The following is an 18,468-nucleotide window of genomic DNA, read 5'->3' on the forward strand; positions in this document are numbered from 1 at the left end:
TCAGACGTGGTAGACGTCGATGACCTGGCGGATGTAGTCGTTCTTCAACACGATCTTTTTGCTGGAGATCACCAGCTTCTCGCCGCTCGTGCGCAAGGTGACGAACATGGTGCCGAAGAAGTGGTCGGTGATCTTGTAGCGATGGTTCAGGGTGTGGAAGTTGTAGCGGACATCGACTTCCTCGCCGCGCCGCTCCAGCACTTCGACATTGCTGACGTTGTGGCTGGTTCGGGGCTCCGGCATGGATGCGCCGGAACGTTCGGTCTTGATGCGGAACACCCGATCCTCGAGCCCGTCGCGGCTCGGATAGTAGATGAGCGAGATCTGCGACTGCGGATCCTCGGTGAGCTGGTCGTCATCGTCCCATGCCGGCATCCAGTAGGTGACGTCGGACGCATAGCAGGTCAGCCATTCGTCCCATTCGCGGTCGTCCAGAAGGCGTGCTTCCTTGTAGAAAAACGCGCAGATGGCTTCGTAGGAAATGCTCATGCGACGGCTCCCTTCCTCTCGAAGGCGAGTGCTTCGCGCATCACCCTGGCCCAGTATTCGTGCTGGCGGACGAACAGTCCCTCGTCTTCGCTGCGTTCACCGGAAACCAGCGGCTTCAGGCCCATCCTCTGGGCGTTTTCATCCGGACCGTCGATCCAAAGGGGTGCGCCGCGCGACATGTCGTTCCACTTGGCGGCGATGCCGGCGTAACCGGCCTGGCAGGCCCGGAATTCTTCCAGGTCATCAGCCGTACCCATGCCGGAAACGTTGAAGAAGTCCTCGTACTGGCGGATGCGAAGCGTGCGATCCTCAGCGCTCTCGCCCTTCGGCGCGAAGCAGAAGATGCTGATCTCGGTCTTGTCCACGCTGATCGGGCGGGTGACGCGGATCTGTGTGCTGAACTGGTCCATCAGGAACACGTTCGGGTAGAGGCAGAGGTTGCGAGTCTGATTGATGATGAAGCCGGCCTTGTCCTCACCAACGCGCGCCGTGATCTCGTCGCGGTTGTTGTAGACCGGACGCACTTCCGGGTTCATGGTCCGGGTCCAGAGAAGAATGTGACCGTTTTCAAAGCCATAGACGCCGGCAACGGACTTGCTCCAGCTATTGGCGTCGACCGCCTTGGTACCCTCCTCGTGGCGCCGGTCCATCGTGGCGGCGTAGTTCCAGTGCACGGTGCTGACGTGGTAGCCGTCGCAGCCGTTCTCCATCTGCATCTTCCAGTTGCCGTCATAGATGTAGGAGGAATTGCCGCGCAGGACCTCCAGGCCGTTCGGTGCCTGATCGACGATCTGGTCGATGATGATCTTCGTCTCGCCCAGGTAATCTTCGAGCGCCGGGACATTCTCGTTCAGGCTGCCAAACAGGAAGCCGCGGTAGTTCGAAAAACGGGCAACGCGCTTGAGATCATGCGAGCCATTCTTGGCGAACTGCTCCGGATACTGGGTGGTCTTCTCATCCTTCACCTTGAGCAGTTTGCCGGTGTTGGAGAAGGTCCAACCGTGGAAGGGACAGGTGAAGCTGCCCTTGTTGCCGTGCTTGCGCCGGCAGAGCATCGCACCCTTGTGCGCGCAGGCATTGATGACCGCGTTGAGTTCGCCGGTCTTGTCGCGGGTGATGACCACCGGCTGACGGCCGATGTATGTCGTGTAATAGTCGTTGTTGTTCGGGATCTGGCTTTCATGGGCCAGATAGACCCAGTTGCTCTCGAAGATGTGCTTCATCTCCAGTTCGAACAGGTCGGCATTGGTGAAGATGTCGCGGCGGCAGCGGAACTGTCCGGCTTCCTTGTCATCCTGTACGGCGGTGGCAAGCAGCTGATCGAGGTCTCGGGCCTTGTCGATAATCGCAGACATGGTTTCTCTCCGGCCCGCGGCGCGCGGACGGCGGGCCGGGGCAACAATTTCGATGATGGAGGGGTGGCGGTCGCTACAGCGCTATGCGTCTTTACGCGCTAAGGTCGCTGTAGCCCTCTGAAATGGCGCAAGATTTTCTCCTTAGATCGATGCCGGTCCAAGGAACTGTGCGCTCACCGCCGCTTTGGCCAGCTATGCGGCGGCGCGCTTGCGCAGCTCGTTGATCTGGTTATCCACGCCGTTCACCAGCGCGGTGAGATGAACATCGAATTCGATCTCGGCGAACGGGCCGTTGAGATTGTTGGCCCTGATGCTGGTCTCGTCCGTCCGCTCGGTGACGGCCGGGACGAGCCCGTCGCGGGTCGCATAGGCGAAGTCATCGTTGACCAGCGGGTCGCCGGCGATGTTGATCTGCGTCGTCAGCTTGCGGTGGCCGTCAGCGCCGATGAAGAAGTGGATGTGCGCAGGGCGCTGGCCGTGACGGCCGAGAGCGGACAACAGCTGCTCGGTCGGGCTGCCCGGAGGCACGCCGTATCCGTGCGGCACGATGCTCTGGAACTTGTAACAGCCCTTCGCGTCGGCGACGATCGTGCGGCGCATGTTGAACGGCGCCTGCTTCCCGGTCGGGTCGAAGTGCGAATAGAAGCCGCGCGTATCGCAATGCCAGACTTCGACCGTGGCGCCGGGCAGCGGCTTGCCGTCGGACCCATAGACTGTGCCGTACATGATCAGGGTGTGGCCGTTGGCGTCGGTGCCGTCATCGAGACGGGCGAAGCCTTCCGAGACCGGCGCGCCGGCCACATAGAGCGGGCCTTCGATGGTGCGCGGGGTGTTGTTCTTGATGCCGAGTTCCTCATCGATGGCGTCGAGGCGCTCATCGAGGAAATGGTCAAGGCCGAGACCGGGCGAAATCAGGCCAGCCTGTCCGGATGCACCGAGTTCGTTGAGCCAGGCAATCCCGGTCCAGTATTCGTCCGGGGTGATGTCGAGGTCGTCGATCGCCTTGAATAGGTCGGACATAATCCGGTGGACGATCTGCTTCATGCGCGGATTGCCGCCTGGCTTGTCCAGACCACTGAGGACCATCAGAAAGTCCTGAATCTCCGGTTTGTCGAAGATCTTCACGCTCATTTTCATTCCTCCTCTTGGATTGTGATGAATGCCGGTCGCGGGCTCCTGTCTCCCTGGCAGCACCGATGAGAAAAGCTCTAGCTATCGTCCTCACGGATCGACGAGGGATGGCGCAGCAGCGGCGTCACCTCGATCTCCATGAATTTGAATAGCGGCAGCCCCGACAGGATTTCGTGCAGTTCCGCGTTGTCGCTCACATCGAAAACGCTGTAGTTCGCGTACTGGCCTGCGATACGCCAGATGTGGCGCCACTTGCCGCTGCGCTGCAGCTCCTGCGAATAGGCCTTCTCCCTGGCGATGATGTCCGCTGCTTCCGACGCGGGCAGGTCATGGGGAACATTCACATTCATTCTGACGTGAAAGAGCATGGTCAATCTCCCTGCCTGCCAATGCTGATCGACTTGCGCGCTCCATTCCGGATGAAGAAGGCCACCCGGTCTTCGTCCAGTTCGATGCCGAGGCCAGGTCCATTGGGAACCGTCAGCTCGAAATCGCTGTAGTTCAGCGGCGTGGTGAGGATTTCCTCCGTCAGCAGAAGCGGGCCAAACAACTCCGTTCCCCATTGCAAATTGGCGAAGGTGGAAAACACCTGCGCGGAGGCCACCGTGCCGAACGCGCCCTCCAGCATCGTGCCGCCGTAAAGTTCGATGCCGGCCGCGTCGGCGATGGCCGCGACGCGCTGGGCATTGAAGAGGCCGCCACTCTGCTCGATCTTGATCGCGAACACGTCGGCGCCGTGGACCTTGGCGATCTCGAAGGCGGACTCGGGCCCCGTCAGGGACTCGTCAGCCATCAAGGCGACGGGGAAGCGCCGCATCAGGCGCTTCAGCGCCGAAGCGGAGTTGACGGGTTGCTCCACCAGTTCACAGCCGGCCTCGGCGAGCGCCTTCATCCCATAGGATGCCTCGGTCTCGCTCCACGCCATGTTGACATCGACGCGCACGGCCGCGCGCTCACCAAGCGCCGCCTTGATCGCCGTCACATGGGCAACGTCCTCGCGAACCGCCCTTGCGCCGATCTTCAGCTTGAAGATCCTGTGGCGGCGCAGGTCGAGCATCTTCTCCGCCTCGGCAATGTCCTTGGCGGTATTGCCCGAGGCAAGCGTCCAGGCCACCGGCAGGCGTTCACGCAGCCGGCCGCCCAGAAGCTCACTGACTGGCAGGCCGAGACGCTTGCCCTGCGCATCGAGCAGTGCCGTTTCCACTGCGCATTTGGCGAAGCGGTTTTCCTTGATCATCTTGCCGATGCGGACCAGCAGTGCCGGTATGCGGGTCGCGTCCTGGCCAAGCATCAGAGGAGCAAAATAGGTATCGACGGCAAGCTTCATGCTTTCCGGGCTTTCGCCGCCATAGGCCAGCCCGCCGATCGTTGTTCCCTCTCCGATCCCGACGATCCCGTCACTGCAATAGACCTTCACCAGCATCAGGGTCTGGCCGTTCATCGTGGCGACCGACAGCTTGTGCGGGCGGATCGTCGGCAGGTCGACCAGCATGCTTTCGACCCGTTCGATGACGGGGAAGCGGGTTGCGGTCGGGGCGTTGGGTGCGGGTTTCGTATCCATGGTGAGCAGTCTGCGCTGCAGGACCGACGGCGTCCAACACCATTTGCATTTGCTATGATACCTTTATAGTATGGAAATGCGAATAAACGCCGAATTCTCGATACTTATTGCACTGCAACATACCTCAAACATTGGAATATCCGGGCACCGAGAGGGGCTGAATATGGATCTCCGCCAGCTTCGCTACTTCGTCGCCGTGGCCCGGGAGCGCAATTTCACCCGCGCGGCGCAGGTGCTCCATATCGCGCAGCCGCCATTGAGCCGGCAGATCCAGATTCTGGAGGAGGAGTTGGGCGTTCCACTCATCATCCGCAAAACTCGTCCCGTAAAGCTGACCGATGCCGGTCGCCTGTTCTATGAGCAAGCGCTTCAGGTCCTTGGTCGGGTGGATCAGATGCAGGCGGCGACACGTCGGGTCGGCCTGAACCAGAACAGTGTCCTGTCCATCGGCTTCGTGGCATCGACGCTTTATGGTGGACTTCCCTCGCTCGTTCGAAAGCTGCGCCGGCATGCGCCGGAGCTGGATATCCAGCTTTTGGAAATGATCTCCGTGCAACAGATTTCCGCACTGAAAGAGGGTCGCATCGACATCGGTTTTGGCCGCCTGCGCCATAGCGATCCAAACGTAACGGGTGCGGTTCTGCGCGAGGAGCGCCTGGTCGTGGCCATTCCCAAAGGCACGCCGCTCGCCGAGACCGCCTCCCCCTTGCCGGTAACGGGTCTGGCCGGTGAGAAGATCATCGTCTATCCGAAGGAACCGCGGCCGAGCTATGCCGATCAGGTGCTAAGCCTGCTGCACGGCCACGACGCGCGCCCGAGGGAGGTACAAGAGGTCCGCGAGATCCAGACGGCGCTGGGACTGGTCGCCGCCGACGCCGGCTTGTGCGTCATTCCCGCGTCAGCGCGCCAGATGCGCTCGGACGTGCACTATCGCTTACTCGAAGGAGAAGGCACGACCTCGCCAGTGATCCTCAACCACAGGGTCGGAGACGGATCGACCTACATCAAACTGATCAAGCAGTTGATTGAGGAGATGTACGCGGAGAACCCGCCCTGGCTGGACCTGGAGCACAACCTGCTGCATCCCCCGTCGGCTGAAGAATGAAAGCGGCTGGAGAGCAGTTGGCCCTCGGTACCGATACGCAGCGCCACTGGCCACTCCCCACCGGGACCATCACCTGCAACTGCGTTGTGGCAGACGGGCAACGCGTGCTGCCGCGTATCAGAAAATGAAGTCGTCCGCGTCCAGGGCTGCAATCTTGACGCCCTTCAGGAGAATCGAATCCCCGTTCAGACCATCGATCAGGACGTTCGAGCCCACCTGTTCCATGTGGTTCTTCGTCAAGTCCGCATAGCTTGTGATGCTGGCGAGGCCCGACAGGTCAAGCACATCGTGGTTCGAACCGCTTGCCGAAAAGTCGGTGATGGTGTCCTTGCCGTCGCCCTTTGCAAAAACGAAATGGTCCGAGCCTGCTCCGCCCGTCAGGGTGTCGCTGCCACCGTGCCCCCAGATGGTGTCGTTGCCCCCGCCGCCCTTGATGACGTTGCTGCCGGAATTGCCATGCAGCTGGTTTGCCAGCGAGTTGCCTGTGGCGTTGATGTTTGCCGATCCTGTCAGTGTCAAGTTCTCGAAGTTGGCGCCAAGCACGAAGCTGGCGCTCGACTTCACAAGATCTGTGCCTTGCCCGGCGAGCTCGACGAGCTTTGTCCCGGTGTCGCTCACGACATAGACATCATTGCCTTTGCCGCCCTTCACGCTTCCCGTAACCGTGCCGCCGGAACCGTCGAAATAGTCGTTGCCGGCGCCGAGGATAACCGATCCCTTGATCGTTCCGCTGTTGAAGACGGACTGGACGCCGCTGCCGCCAAGGAACGCGGTGCCGGTACTCTTGACGAGCCCGTAATTGTGGAAGCTGGAGGCAACGGCACCTGAAAAATCGACCGCCGCCACCGCAGTCTTGGTCGAATTGATGGTGCCGTAGTTGCTGACAGTAGCCGCGCTGCCATCGATCTCGATGCCGCCGGCAGCCGTGATCGTCTTGTTGTTTGTCACGATGACCTTGTCGGCGTCGATGGAGATGCCGTAGGCGGATGAGGAAATGGAGCCGTTGTTGGTGACTTTCGACCCGTCGCCACTTACCTCGATACCGTTGCCGTAAGCTTTCAGCGTCCCGTCATTGTTGGTTATGGTCGCCGTGGTTCCGGTGGAAACGATCGCCGCGCCTTTTGTCGAGGATACCAGCCCGTCATTCGTGATCTTCGCCGACTTACCGGTCGAGACGATCGCGCCGGCATAACCCTTAAGAGTGCCGTGATTGGTTAGGATGGCTGACAAACCGGATGATACGAGCACATGCGCGGCCGTCGAAACAGCCGTGTCGTTGTTGGTGACATTGGCCGATGCGCCGGACAGCACGAGCGCGTCCCCTGCGGCCTTTATCGAACCGTTGTTGACAACCATTTCGTCCTTGCCGCTTGCCTTGAGCACGCTACCTGAGGACGACGAGACAAGGCCATTGTTGACGAACTTGGTCGCCGCGCCAGATATCAGAAGGGTTGTCTTCACGACCTCGATCGCGCCGTGGTTGACAAGCTCCAGCCCGCCGCTGCGGATGTCCATTCCATTGGCCTTGGCGGAGATCGTGCCGGTCTTGCCGACCACGAAAAGGCTGCCGCTGTCGGCGACGCCCGTAGTGCCGAACCGCACCGCATAGCCGCTGTCGGCGGCGAGCGTCCCGTTGATGTAGAATGCGCGATCTGTCGCCGTCCCCGTAGCAACGACGGCCGTCGAGGCGGTAGCAACGGTCACGCCGGCATTGACCACCAGTTCCGTGTCGCTGTCGAGTACCGACACCGAGGTCGACCGATTGGCGGAGATCACGATCTTCTTTGTCATCTGCTCATCATGCGCAAGGATTTATGAGGGTTCCGTAAGGAAGGGGAAAAACAATCGACAAACCGTCGGGGCATGCGGACGGGGCTGTACATAGTCTTCGATGAACCGGCCTGGCAAGCATGTATGACCATCCGTTCTCGGAGATTGATCAATTTTCATGTCGTCGATGAGAGCTCTGTTGGCGCCACGCTCGGAGTTGAGTGTCTCACCATGCGTCGCCTGACGCTGAATTCCGTGGGTTTCCGATCAGCTTTGTGCCGAAACCAGATGCAAGCACGGTCATTTCTAAGAAATGGCAAAGAACTGAGCTCGTGATCACGTCGACCGGGCGCCATCCGCGCACAGGCAGGAGCGGAAAAGTTACATTACAGAACAATCATTCTTGGAAATTTCCAGAAATACGTGAGCCCTTCAAACACCACACAATTCGGTGATTGGTCCGAACGTACAATTTTAGACCCACGACGATGGGAAGATTGCAATTATCCGGATGAAACGCACAAATGAACTATGCCGGCATATCATTCTGTGCACGGTGGCGTGCACGCGAGAACGGTACCAGACACTTGCTTTTCTAGCTCTCGCCTTGTGCATCCTAGCAGGATGCGTTGGCGGAGGCCGCGCGCACTACAGCCCGGAACAGAGCGCTACAGCGTACGTAGACGGCTTCAAGGGTATGCGAGCCTACGTCGACGCATCGCATGCCGCCATCGGACCGCAGGAACAATGGTTGCCCCAAGCAAACGGCAAGAACCTGGAGATGCTATGCCTGTCCGGCGGCGGATCGGGCGGCGCATTTGCGGTGGGCGTATTGTCGGCGTGGAGTGCCAGTCAAACGCGGCCGGAGTTCGATGTTGTGACCGGTGTCAGTACGGGTGCGCTCATTGCACCCTTCGCCTTTCTCGGCCCATCCTACGACGCCACGCTCGTGAAGCTGTACACGGGAGGGGCAGCCAAACAGCTCGTTGACGCACGGTGGATGGGCAGCGGACTGCTGGGCACGAGCATGCTCAAGGGCGAGCGTCTGCGCGAGATGGTGACTGAATACATAACAAAGGAAATCTTCCAGAAGATCGCAGCGGAGCATCGCAAAGGCAGGCGTTTGTTTGTCCTGACTACCAATCTCGATGCCCAGCGAGGGGTAGTCTGGAACATGGGCGCGATCGCCAACAGCGGACGTCCCGATGCTCTTTCGCTCTTCCGCGATGTGCTGATTGCCTCGGCCAGCATTCCCGGCGTTTTTCCGGCTGTAACAGTCAACGCGACGACAGGCATAAGCCGGATAGAAGAACTCCATTCCGACGGAGGGGCGTCAATGCAGTTTTTCGGATTGCCGGAGATCATGCTGGCATCGCCGGGCAAGCCCCTGTTCCCAAGCAACCCGCACCTCAACATCTATGTGATCATAAACAATGCGCTCATTCCGGAATTTGGCACCACGAACAACTCAACTCTTGCTGTCGTAGGGCGTTCCTATGCCACCATGGTCAAGTCGCAAACGAAACAATCTCTTCTTGCCCTTTACAATTTCAGCCAGAGGACAGGGGGCAATCTCAAAATAGCGTCGATCGACAAGCAGATCCCCTATTCGATGCTGGACCCATTCAATACCGACTACATGCGAGCAGTCTTCGCTGATGGGTATGACCAGTTCTCCAAGGGCCTGTTGTGGAGAGATTCCCCCGTGTTCGAATAGCTTCCGGCTGGTGACCATAGGGCCATTTCGCGGGCCGCTCGATCCCCGCCTCAGTCAGTCGCTTCGACTGAAATCAAGGCTTGTCTGCCTTGATCAGCAGCGACGGCATGTCGAATTCAATCGCCCCACCGTCGATCAGGAAGGGTCGCAGCGCTGACTTCGACCCGTTGAGAAGCCGCTCGAATTGTTCGTCATCGAGCATGCCTCCGAGGGTCCACACGCAGGCCCGTTCGGTCGAGACCAGATCATCCACCGATCTGAAGCGGACTTTCTCATTGCGACGGACGACCTCCGCGTCCGCAATACCCGCTTCATCACAGATCTGATGCAGCCGATCGGCACTCCCGAGCGTGAAGGGCGAGCGAAAGGCATTGCCGACCATTTCGCCGAACAACCGGTCGAGCAACTGCGCGAACGCGCAGTAACCCGGCGAATTCTCCACCGCGTCGCATACGGCCACAACCAAGCGGCCGCCTGGCTTCAGGACCCGCATCATCTCGGATAGAGCCTTCGGCTTGTCTTCGAAGAACATCAGGCCGAACTGACTGACCACGATATCGAAGCGGTCGTCAGCAAAGGGCAGAGCCTCTGCAACTCCCTGCATCCATTCGATCTCGACAGGCTTGGCGCGCGCAACGGCCAGCATTTCGGGATTTGCGTCTAATCCGACAGTCGAGCCGGACGGACCGGCAATTTTTGCCACGGCCAGCGTCAGAGCGCCGGTTCCGCAGGCCACGTCCAGCACGCGATCTCCCTCCCTCACTCCAGCCTCGGCAGCAACGATCGGTCCCCATTGGGCAAACAGCGCCGGTACGAAGCGAGTGTCATAGATTTCTGCAGGACTTCGCACTTCCACGAGCGTTTCCATGGTTCTCCACCACCTCCACGGTCCACCGCCAGCACGTCGGGTGGATATGCCGGCGCGTAGAGGATATGCTTGAAGGATGGCACTCGCCCATGACCGGACGTCTTTGTCGCTTGCCGTATCGTCCAAGATACTCGATGCGGAACGGTCCGATTGCGCTTCGGCGACGGTGGGGGCGGATAACCGGCACAGGCCAGTGGGCACCGACCTGCTTTCTGATGTCCTGGGGACGGTCAAGCTGACCGGAGCCTTGTTCTTTATGGTGGATGCGAGCTTCCCCTGGGGCATCGAGGTGCCGCATTCGGCGGCATTCTCTCCTATCATCCTGCCGCGCGCCCAACACATCGTGTCCTATCACATTATCCTGAAAGGATCGGGCTGGGCGTGCATTCCCAATCTGACCTCCACGCGTTTCGAGGCCGGCGACATATTGGTTCTGCCTTATGGTGACCCGTATTCGATGCTCAGCGAACCCGATCAGACTCCGGAATTCGACATCGAAACGACATTGGAGTTTTTCCGGGAAATGGCGCGTGGCAATCTGCCCTTCTCGGTGAGAGAGGGTGGCGGCGGCTCTCCGCAAAGCAAATTCGTCTGCGGCTTTCTCGGCTGCGACATGCAACCCTTCAATCCGCTGTTGTCGACGCTGCCACGGCTCTTGCGGATCAAGAGGTCGCCGGATGGTCGCGCTGGGTTGTTGAGCCGCCTTATCGACCTCACGATATCAGAGGCGGACAAGCCGCGACTCGGCGGCAGCGCCATCCGGCTGAGGTTGAGCGAACTGATTTTCGTCGAGGTCATGCGCCAGTATCTGGAAAACCTGCCGGCCCACGAGACCGGCTGGCTTTCGGGGCTGCGCGACCCTGCAATCGGCAAAGTCCTGACCGTGCTCCATGAACAGCCGGCATATCCGTGGACGCTGAATGAACTCGCAAGTCGTGCCCGCATGTCGCGTGCAGCCCTTGCGAAACGCTTCACCCATCTCGTCGGCCATGCGCCAATGCAGTATCTGACGCTTTGGCGCATGCAGATGGCTGCGCGCCTCCTCGCTGACGGCCCCATGAAGGTCGCCGCCGTCGGCCGCGCGATCGGCTACGAATCCGAAGCTGCCTTCAGCCGGGCGTTCAAGAAGACCGTTGGCGTGTCCCCCGCCGCATGGCGTGGTGTCGCTGCCGGAACGAACTTGCCTTGAAGCTCGACGGCTTCCCGCTCGCATGCACACGGGTCGCGAGATCCGCAACTGCATCAGCAAGGCGTAGTTCAACGCGCCCTAGATCCGCTTGCCACCTGCCGTTTCGAAGACATGCGAGCGTTGCGAAGCAAGGCTCACCATCAGCAACTCTCCGGGCGTAATCGTCAGCCGTTCCTTCGATACGATGGTGATTTCCACGCCGGCCAACCGGGCCGTCACGTGGGTTTCCGCACCGGTCGGCTCGACGACCTGAACCTCCACCGGCACCGCACCCTCGCCGCCAATGACGATATCGTCCGGACGGATACCGTAGGAAATCTCCGTTCCGACAGGTGCGTTCGGCTTGCCCGGCAGATGTGCAAGGCCGGCGACCGTGATGCCGTTCTCGGTCACCCTCGCCGGCAGGATGTTCATCGCCGGACTTCCCATGAAGGTTGCGACGAAGAGGTTCTCCGGACGGTCGTAGAGTTCCAGCGGCGTGCCTATCTGTTCGACACGTCCGCCGTTCATCACCACGATCTTGTCGGCCATGGTCATGGCCTCGATCTGGTCGTGGGTCACATAGACGATGGTTGATTTCAGGCGTTGATGCAGTGCCTTGATCTCGGCGCGCATTTTCACCCGCAATTTCGCATCGAGGTTCGACAACGGCTCGTCGAACAGGAAGACCTTGGGGTGGCGCACGATGGCGCGCCCCATGGCGACGCGCTGCCGCTGGCCACCCGAGAGCTGAGCCGGCTTGCGATCGAGAAGCTGCGTCAACGACAGGATGTCGGCAGCCTTTTCAACCTCCGCCTTGATCTCCGCCTTGGACCGCCCTGCAAGTTCCAGAGCAAAGCCCATGTTCTGCGCCACAGTCATCTGCGGGTAGAGCGCGTAGTTCTGGAAGACCATGGCAATGTCGCGATCCTTCGGCTCAAGTTCGTTGACCCGCCTGCCGTCGATGGCGATCTCGCCGGAGGTCACGCTCTCCAGTCCGGCGATCATCCGAAGCAGCGTGGATTTCCCACAACCGGAGGGGCCGACCAGGATGACGAACTCGCCGTCCTTGATTGGAACGTCCACGCCATGCATCACGGGGACAGCGCCATAGGACTTCTTCAGATTGGAGATTTCGACGGTTGCCATGGGATTACCTCAGTCGAGTTTGCGGATGCGGAGCGCAAGGTTAGGACGGCCCGGAAGCTCGATACCGAATGCCGCTTCAGCCTTGCCACCGCGGACGATGTTGCCGTGGCGCTGCGGATGCGGAATGTGGGCCGCAATGCGCTTTGCCCGCACCACCGTCATGTGCCAGGTATCGATCAGGTCGATCTCATAGTTGCCATCCTCGGTCGGCAGGCCGGTCGTCCACTGGATTGGCTGGTGTTCGCCGAAGTAGATGAAATCCACCTTGCCGCCGAGATCGCGCGCACCGGAAATACGGCTCCAGGGCCATTGGTCGTTCATGCCCATCGGCTCCAGCCCTTCAAGCTGGTCTTCCTGCAGCAATTGCAGCAGGAACTTGATGCGCTTCCAGCTTTCGCCGTGCAGCGTGCCACCCTTTGCCCACCAGATCAGATCGTCCGGGTCCGCATAGGTCTCGCCATGACCGGCATAGCCGCCGCGCATGACGGTCGTCCAGAAGCGATGGACGAGCTCTTCAGCGGTGATGTTACCCCAGCAAGGCCAGATATTGCCTTCGTATTCCGGTTCGTCGTTGACGACAGGCTTGCCGTAGGCAACGCGCCATTCCGGCGTGCGCTTCACATCCCAGTTCTGGATGCAGACATGGGTGATCCAGGGCTTGCGATGGTCGAAGTTCATGTTCTGGTCGCCATTGTGGATCGACCGGAGGTGTTGCGCGGGATCGTTTTCTTCCAGGATGTGGCAGAAGCGGTCCCAGGTTTGCACCGGGATGGTGTCGAGCAGGAAGTCATACTCGTTGGCAAGCGCCCACCAGATGTTGCGGAAGGCGGAAAGACGCGCAGCCGCATATTCCACATACCGCAGATTCTGCTCCTCCGTCATGGTGGCATAGCCCCAGCGGTCATAGGGATGGAAGAGGATCAGGTCGGCTTCGATGCCGAGTTCGCCGAGGCGGGCAATCTGCTTTTCGAGATGCCTGAAAGCAACGGGGTTCGGGCGATCGAAATCGATGCTGCCATCAGCCTTTTCCATGAACATCGCCTGCAGCGGTTCATTGGTATTGAAGGGATAGTCCTTGGGGAAGACGGCCATGCGGATCTTGTTGAAGCCGCTCATCTCAAGGCTTGCGAGCGTCCGCTCCTGCATTTCCAGCGGCTGGTGCGTCCAGGCATAGCAGGTGGTGCCGAAGGGATAGTAAGGCGTGCCGTCTTCATAGACGAAATGGAACTGGTTGCGCACGCGAACCGCCCCATGCACACCTTCGCGCGCGGGTGAAACCGTCAACGAACCGGACTTGCCATCGAGTTCCTCAAGCGAGGACGAGGTGGTAAAGGTCCACTCCCCTACCGTGTCGGGCATGAAGCGGATGACATAATCTTCGCCGCCGTCGTGGAAACCCGTGACGCGGACCTTGCGATTGCCCTGGCTGAAATAGGCATGAAGCGTCACGTCGAGATAGGGATTGCCGCCGGTCGGGCCTTTGAAGCGGGCTTCGAAAATATCGTAGAGATGGGTCATGATTATTCCTTGACCGCTCCGGACGTCAGGCCGGAGACGAAATAGCGTTGGAACATGAGATAGACGATGGCTGCGGGAAGCACCGTCATGATGATGGCAGCGTTGAGCTGGCCGTAGTCGCTCTGGAATTGACTCTGGAAATTCATCAGACCGAGCGGAAGGGTCCACATGCGCGGATCCTGCAGGATCACCAGCGCCATGGCGAATTCATTCCAGGTCGCAACGAAATCCAGGATCAGCAGTGCCGAGAGAACCGGCAGCGATACCGGCAGGAAAATCCGCCGGAAGATCGTGAAGTGCGAAGCGCCGTCGATGCGGGCGGCTTCAGACAGCTCCTTCGGCACGGTGGAGAAGAAGCCATACAGAATGAAGACCTGATAGGGGATACCGAAGGCCAGGTAGGGCAGGATGATGCCGGGATAGGTGTTGATCAGGCCGAAGGCATTTACCTGCCGGAAGATCGGCGCGAGCATGACCTGGAAGGGCAACATCGTGCCGAAGACGAAGAGCGCAAAGAGCACCTTGTTGATCCGCATCGGCACCTTGGCGAGCGCATAGGCTGCCATGGCCGATACGAACAGGCCGAGCGGCACCTTGATGAAGGTGATGACGATGCCGTTGAAAGCGGTCGTCGAGAAATTCCCGCGGGCCCAGGCCGCCGCGAAATTGCCGAAGGCAAGCTCGGTGGGCGGACTGAAAGCGCTCGATCCCATCACCGTCGAATTCGACTTCAAGGACGTGAAGACGATGAACAGGAATGGCGTGATCCAGATGATCGCGAACAGAATGAAGGCGATCCAGAGAGCTACGAGTACGGGGTCGACCTTGTTGGAGCCGACAGGGCGGAACGCCTGGGAAAACACCTTCATCGTCCCATATCCTCACGCTTGAACATCCAGCGCATGTAGGGGATCACGACGACCAGCGTGATCAGCAGCAGAACCACGGAAACCGCCGCCCCGCGCCCGAAGACCCCGAGTTGCATTGATTGTGTGTAAGCCCACATCGCCAGCATCTGCGTCGATTGCGCCGGCCCACCGCCGGTCATGCCGTAGACGATGTCGAAGGCTTTCAGCGAATTGATGAGCGACAGTACGAAGACGACGGTCATTGTCGGCACGAGTGCCGGCAGCGTCACATAGCGGAACACGCCCCAGCGCCCTGCCCCATCGATGCGGGCAGCCTCGATCAGCGTGGTCGAAACGCTCTGCAGGCCGGCAAGAAACAGCACCATGGAAAAGCCGACCGACTGCCAGACATGGGCAACGAACACGGACCACAGCGCGATCTTCTTGTCGCCCAGCCAGTCCATGATCCATCCGGTCAGCCCCCAGCTCGTCAGCAACCCATTGAAAAGGCCGAAGAACGGGTCGTACATCCACTTCCAGATGGTCGCGACAGCGATGGAAGCGATGATGACGGGCAGATAGAACACGATGCGCAGTCCCGACCTGCCGGGAATGTTCTGATTGAGCGCAAGTGCCACGCCGAAGGCAATCAGGTTTGGCACGATGACTGCCGTCGTCGTCCAGATCAGCGTGTTCCAGAGCGCACCCCAGAACACCGGATCCTGCGTCATGATCGCCCGGTAGTTCGCGAGCCCCACAAATTTCGCCTGCGGGCTCAGTCCGTTCCAGGACGAAAAGGACATCCGGATGACGTCGATCATCGGGTAGACCGCAAAGAGGAGATAGACGATCAGGGCGGGCGCGAGCAGGACGTAACCCTGCATGCTCGGCCGCAACGTCAAGCGCGCTTTGGACATAGATTTTCACCAGGTCGGTGCGAGGCCCCGGAGCATGCTCACAGGGCCTCACCTTGGGAGGTTAGCCTCTGTTGGCGATGAAGCTCTGCATGGCCTTGCCGGCATCTTCCGGCTTGATGTTGCCGGATGCTACTTCGTTGATGACACGGAAATATTCCGTGGTCACATCGAGCGGGAAAGCCTGGTCGCCGTTCATGTAGATCTTGTCGTACTTGGCGAAGATATCCATCCACTTCTGATCAAGCGGATCGATCTTCTCGTACTTCACATTCGCGTTGATCGAGATCGAACCGAAAGCGCCGAGATTGTCCTGCTGCACCTTGTCGGAGAGCATGTAATCGAGGAACTTTGCGGCCGCATCCGCCTTGTCGCTCTTCGAGGAAACGTAGAGATACTCCGCGAAACCATAGAGGCGATCAGTGCCCGTCGGGAACGGGAAAAGGTCGAAATCTGCAAGCCGGTTCTCATTGCGCAGCTGGCTGACCAGCCAGTCCCCTTCGAGCATCATGGCCGCACGTCCCGCAAGGAACAGGTTGAAGCTCTGGGCCTGGTCGATCCCCATGAACGGCGACAGAATGTAGTTCTGTGACCAGTCGTTCAACTCCTGGAAGCTCGCCGTGGCGCAGGCCTCGGTCGACCAGTCGACCTTCATCGCCATGAGACCATCGTGCTTTTCGGCACCGCATTTCGCTTCCAGAATGACGTCCATCAGGCGCATCAGGTGCCAGTTGACCGTGCCGCCGAAGGTCATGGCCGGAATGCCGGCTTCCTTCAGCTTGGCTGCGTCAGCCTTCAGCCCGTCATAGGTTGCCGGCGGCTGGGTGATGCCCGCCTTTTCGAACAGAGCCTTGCTGTAGTAGATGCCCTCGCCGTGGAAGGTGTAGGGAACGCCATGGCGACCGCCTTCATAGATCTTCGAGAAGCTGCCGGCCGTTCCGACCAGACGCTTGTCCCAACCGTACTCGTCGTAATATTTGTCGAGCGGCAGCGACAGGCCGGCATTGACGAATTCGCCCCCAAGCCCAAGGCCTGCCCACATGAAGAAGATGTCCGGACCCTGGCTCGACTGCGCAGCCACGCGGAGCGCAGCCTTATGCTCGTCCACGGAGCGGTTCTCGAGCGAAATCGTGATGTCGGGGTTCGCGGCCTGAAATTCCTTGATGATCTTCTGCCACGCGACGTTGGCGGACTCGTTGTCGAACGACAGGGTCCAGATCTTCAACTCTTCGGCGGCGGCCGAATTCATGCCAAGCCCCGCGGCGATCGCCAGCGCAGAAAGCGTAGCGGCAAGAGTATTCTTCAGTCTCATAAAAGCCTCCCTTAGAGCGGTCCTCTCCGCCGTCCGAAAATCGCGGACACAGACCTCTTTGTCAATCACTTTTTTCGTGTACGAAATAAAGCATTCCAAAATTTGGTATTTTCTCCTATATTTATAACCGAAATGGGCGTTATCTGGCATTTTGCAACGCAACATCGTTCGTGTTCGAAAAATATTGCGTTGCAGTCGCGAGTCTGAACTAGAATTGCGCTGGAGGGGAAAGACGCATGCAGGATGTAAAAGAGCTTTTCAGGGATCAGGAAGCACCGGCGGGCCGAATCGTTCGCGCAATTGCCGCAATCGGCGCGGCCACTGCGACTCAGCTGGTGAAATCCACCGGCCTCGCCCGCTCGACCGTTTCAACACTTCTTTCGGAACTGAAAGATAGCGGCATCGTTCTTGACCTCGACACCAAGAGCAACGGCTTCGGCCGCCCCTCGCAGCTTCTCTCCCTCTATCCCGGAACGGGGCGTTGCGCAGGCGTTCTGCTTGGCCTCGGCGAAATCCGCATCGTCATCTGCGATCTCGCCCATACCGTGCTTTCCGACGTCTGGTTTGAAATGCGCCGCGACTACACGCCGGAAGAGGCGGCCGAGCAGATCAAGGCCAATCTCACGCGGGAATGCGCCTCGCTCGGTCTTGCCATCAAGGATCTCCTGGGCGTCGGTCTCGCGATCTCTGCGCCGCTCAGCTATGACGGGCGCGTGCTGAACGGCGACGTGCTGCCGACCTGGGGCGGCGTCGACCTTGCCGCGATCTTCTCCAAACATCTCGACTGTCCGCTGCATGCGGAGAACGAGAGTCATTGCGGCGCGCTCGCCGAAATGACCTGGGGTGCGGCGATCGGCGAGAAGGACTTCGTGCTCTACAAGTTCGATCTCGGCGTCGGCGGCGCGATCGTGCGAGACGGCGTGGTGCAGCGCGGCTTCAATGGCAGCGCGGCCGAGTTCGGCCATATCGTGCTCGATTCCCACGGCAGCCTCTGCCGCTGCGGCAATCGGGGCTGCCTTCAGACCTTCGTTGGAGGCTATCACCTCATGCGGCATGCCGAAGCCTTCGGCGGGCAGCCGGTCACCATCGATCAGTTCATCGAGCGCGCCCGCGAGGGGCGCCTCGGATATCGGCGCCTGATCGAGGATGCGGCGGAAAAGGCCGGCTGGGGCATGGGCATCACCGCCAGCATCCTCAATCCGCCGCTCTTCATCATTGTCGGCAAGCTGGCGACGATCGGCGAGGCCTTCACCGAGCCTCTGGAGCGAAGCTTCGCGCGTCACACGCTGCCCCCGCCTGACCAGGTTGCCGACATGCCTCGGCCGCGTTTCGTCGTCGGCAAGTTCCTCGGCAATGACGACACCGTCATGGGCGCTGTCGCTCTGGTGCTTCACCAGCATGGCCGGGTGGCACACAGCCTCTGAGGCCTAGGGCTCACAATTCGAAATGAGCAGGCCCACGCCAGGTCTCCGACCATGCTGGCCGCCGGGTTACTGATGGCCTTCTCGATGAACAACGTTCTAGACCAAGTTGACCGCCGGGCGGTTGAGGGCGATTGGCGAT

General features: G+C 59.9%; 16 protein-coding genes. 4 read left to right on the forward strand and 12 right to left on the reverse strand.

Going from position 1 to position 18,468, the window contains the following annotated elements; all coding sequences use genetic code 11:
* From benB to F3Y30_RS25795, 5 genes are all read right to left on the reverse strand, one after another.
* On the reverse strand, window positions 1-489 hold the full coding sequence (benB, locus tag F3Y30_RS25775) for a benzoate 1,2-dioxygenase small subunit (protein ID WP_203427103.1): 489 nt from the start codon (window positions 487-489) through the stop codon (window positions 1-3).
* A complete protein-coding gene (locus F3Y30_RS25780) occupies window positions 486-1,844 on the reverse strand; it encodes a Rieske 2Fe-2S domain-containing protein (RefSeq protein WP_203427104.1) in 1,359 nt (452 codons plus the stop codon). Before F3Y30_RS25780 ends, benB begins: the two co-directional genes overlap by 4 nt.
* 192 nt (window positions 1,845-2,036) lie before the next feature.
* Window positions 2,037-2,975 (reverse strand): catechol 1,2-dioxygenase, encoded by a 939-nt coding sequence (gene catA / locus F3Y30_RS25785; protein ID WP_203427105.1) that lies wholly within the window; start codon window positions 2,973-2,975, stop codon window positions 2,037-2,039.
* A 77-nt stretch (window positions 2,976-3,052) separates the two neighbouring features.
* Entirely contained in the window at window positions 3,053-3,343 is a 291-nt protein-coding gene (catC, locus tag F3Y30_RS25790) for a muconolactone Delta-isomerase (RefSeq protein WP_203427106.1), read from the reverse strand.
* Window positions 3,344-3,345: 2 nt separating this feature from the next.
* The gene (locus tag F3Y30_RS25795) at window positions 3,346-4,536 is read right to left on the reverse strand and encodes a muconate/chloromuconate family cycloisomerase (protein WP_203427107.1); all 1,191 of its coding nucleotides are present in this window, start codon (window positions 4,534-4,536) and stop codon (window positions 3,346-3,348) included.
* A gap of 163 nt (window positions 4,537-4,699) precedes the next feature.
* Between F3Y30_RS25795 and F3Y30_RS25800 the strand changes: the two genes are divergently transcribed.
* A complete protein-coding gene (locus F3Y30_RS25800; RefSeq protein ID WP_203427108.1) occupies window positions 4,700-5,641 on the forward strand; it encodes a LysR family transcriptional regulator in 942 nt (313 codons plus the stop codon).
* A 117-nt stretch (window positions 5,642-5,758) separates the two neighbouring features.
* Here the strand turns inward: F3Y30_RS25800 and F3Y30_RS25805 are convergent, their stop codons facing one another.
* Window positions 5,759-7,432 carry a calcium-binding protein gene (locus F3Y30_RS25805; protein WP_203427109.1) on the reverse strand — a complete coding sequence of 558 codons (1,674 nt, stop codon included), beginning with the start codon at window positions 7,430-7,432 and terminating at the stop codon, window positions 5,759-5,761.
* Window positions 7,433-8,108: 676 nt separating this feature from the next.
* Between F3Y30_RS25805 and F3Y30_RS25810 the strand changes: the two genes are divergently transcribed.
* Entirely contained in the window at window positions 8,109-9,128 is a 1,020-nt protein-coding gene (locus F3Y30_RS25810; protein ID WP_246753041.1) for a patatin-like phospholipase family protein, read from the forward strand.
* Between the two features lie 73 nt (window positions 9,129-9,201).
* On the opposite strand, the gene F3Y30_RS25815 is transcribed toward F3Y30_RS25810, so the two are convergent.
* Window positions 9,202-9,996 carry a class I SAM-dependent methyltransferase gene (locus tag F3Y30_RS25815; RefSeq protein ID WP_203427111.1) on the reverse strand — a complete coding sequence of 265 codons (795 nt, stop codon included), beginning with the start codon at window positions 9,994-9,996 and terminating at the stop codon, window positions 9,202-9,204.
* 76 nt (window positions 9,997-10,072) lie between these two features.
* On the opposite strand from F3Y30_RS25815, the gene F3Y30_RS25820 reads away from it, so the two are divergent.
* Window positions 10,073-11,185, forward strand: coding sequence for an AraC family transcriptional regulator (locus tag F3Y30_RS25820; protein WP_246753042.1), 1,113 nt, complete (start codon window positions 10,073-10,075; stop codon window positions 11,183-11,185).
* A gap of 78 nt (window positions 11,186-11,263) precedes the next feature.
* Here the strand turns inward: F3Y30_RS25820 and ugpC are convergent, their stop codons facing one another.
* From ugpC to F3Y30_RS25845, 5 genes are all read right to left on the reverse strand, one after another.
* The gene (ugpC, locus tag F3Y30_RS25825) at window positions 11,264-12,313 is read right to left on the reverse strand and encodes a sn-glycerol-3-phosphate ABC transporter ATP-binding protein UgpC (protein WP_203427112.1); all 1,050 of its coding nucleotides are present in this window, start codon (window positions 12,311-12,313) and stop codon (window positions 11,264-11,266) included.
* 9 nt (window positions 12,314-12,322) lie between these two features.
* The gene (locus F3Y30_RS25830; RefSeq protein ID WP_203427113.1) at window positions 12,323-13,831 is read right to left on the reverse strand and encodes a DUF5060 domain-containing protein; all 1,509 of its coding nucleotides are present in this window, start codon (window positions 13,829-13,831) and stop codon (window positions 12,323-12,325) included.
* A gap of 2 nt (window positions 13,832-13,833) precedes the next feature.
* The gene (locus tag F3Y30_RS25835; RefSeq protein ID WP_203427114.1) at window positions 13,834-14,700 is read right to left on the reverse strand and encodes a carbohydrate ABC transporter permease; all 867 of its coding nucleotides are present in this window, start codon (window positions 14,698-14,700) and stop codon (window positions 13,834-13,836) included.
* Window positions 14,697-15,596, reverse strand: coding sequence for a sugar ABC transporter permease (locus tag F3Y30_RS25840; RefSeq protein ID WP_203427115.1), 900 nt, complete (start codon window positions 15,594-15,596; stop codon window positions 14,697-14,699). Before F3Y30_RS25840 ends, F3Y30_RS25835 begins: the two co-directional genes overlap by 4 nt.
* A 61-nt stretch (window positions 15,597-15,657) precedes the next feature.
* Window positions 15,658-16,905: an extracellular solute-binding protein gene (locus tag F3Y30_RS25845; RefSeq protein ID WP_203427116.1), complete on the reverse strand. Its 1,248-nt coding sequence runs from the start codon at window positions 16,903-16,905 to the stop codon at window positions 15,658-15,660.
* Window positions 16,906-17,141: 236 nt separating this feature from the next.
* On the opposite strand from F3Y30_RS25845, the gene F3Y30_RS25850 reads away from it, so the two are divergent.
* Window positions 17,142-18,329, forward strand: coding sequence for an ROK family protein (locus F3Y30_RS25850; protein WP_203427117.1), 1,188 nt, complete (start codon window positions 17,142-17,144; stop codon window positions 18,327-18,329).
* Window positions 18,330-18,468 lie beyond the last annotated feature (139 nt).

Origin of the sequence: Sinorhizobium sp. BG8 (genome assembly GCF_016864555.1) — a bacterium.
Lineage (GTDB): Bacteria > Pseudomonadota > Alphaproteobacteria > Rhizobiales > Rhizobiaceae > BG8.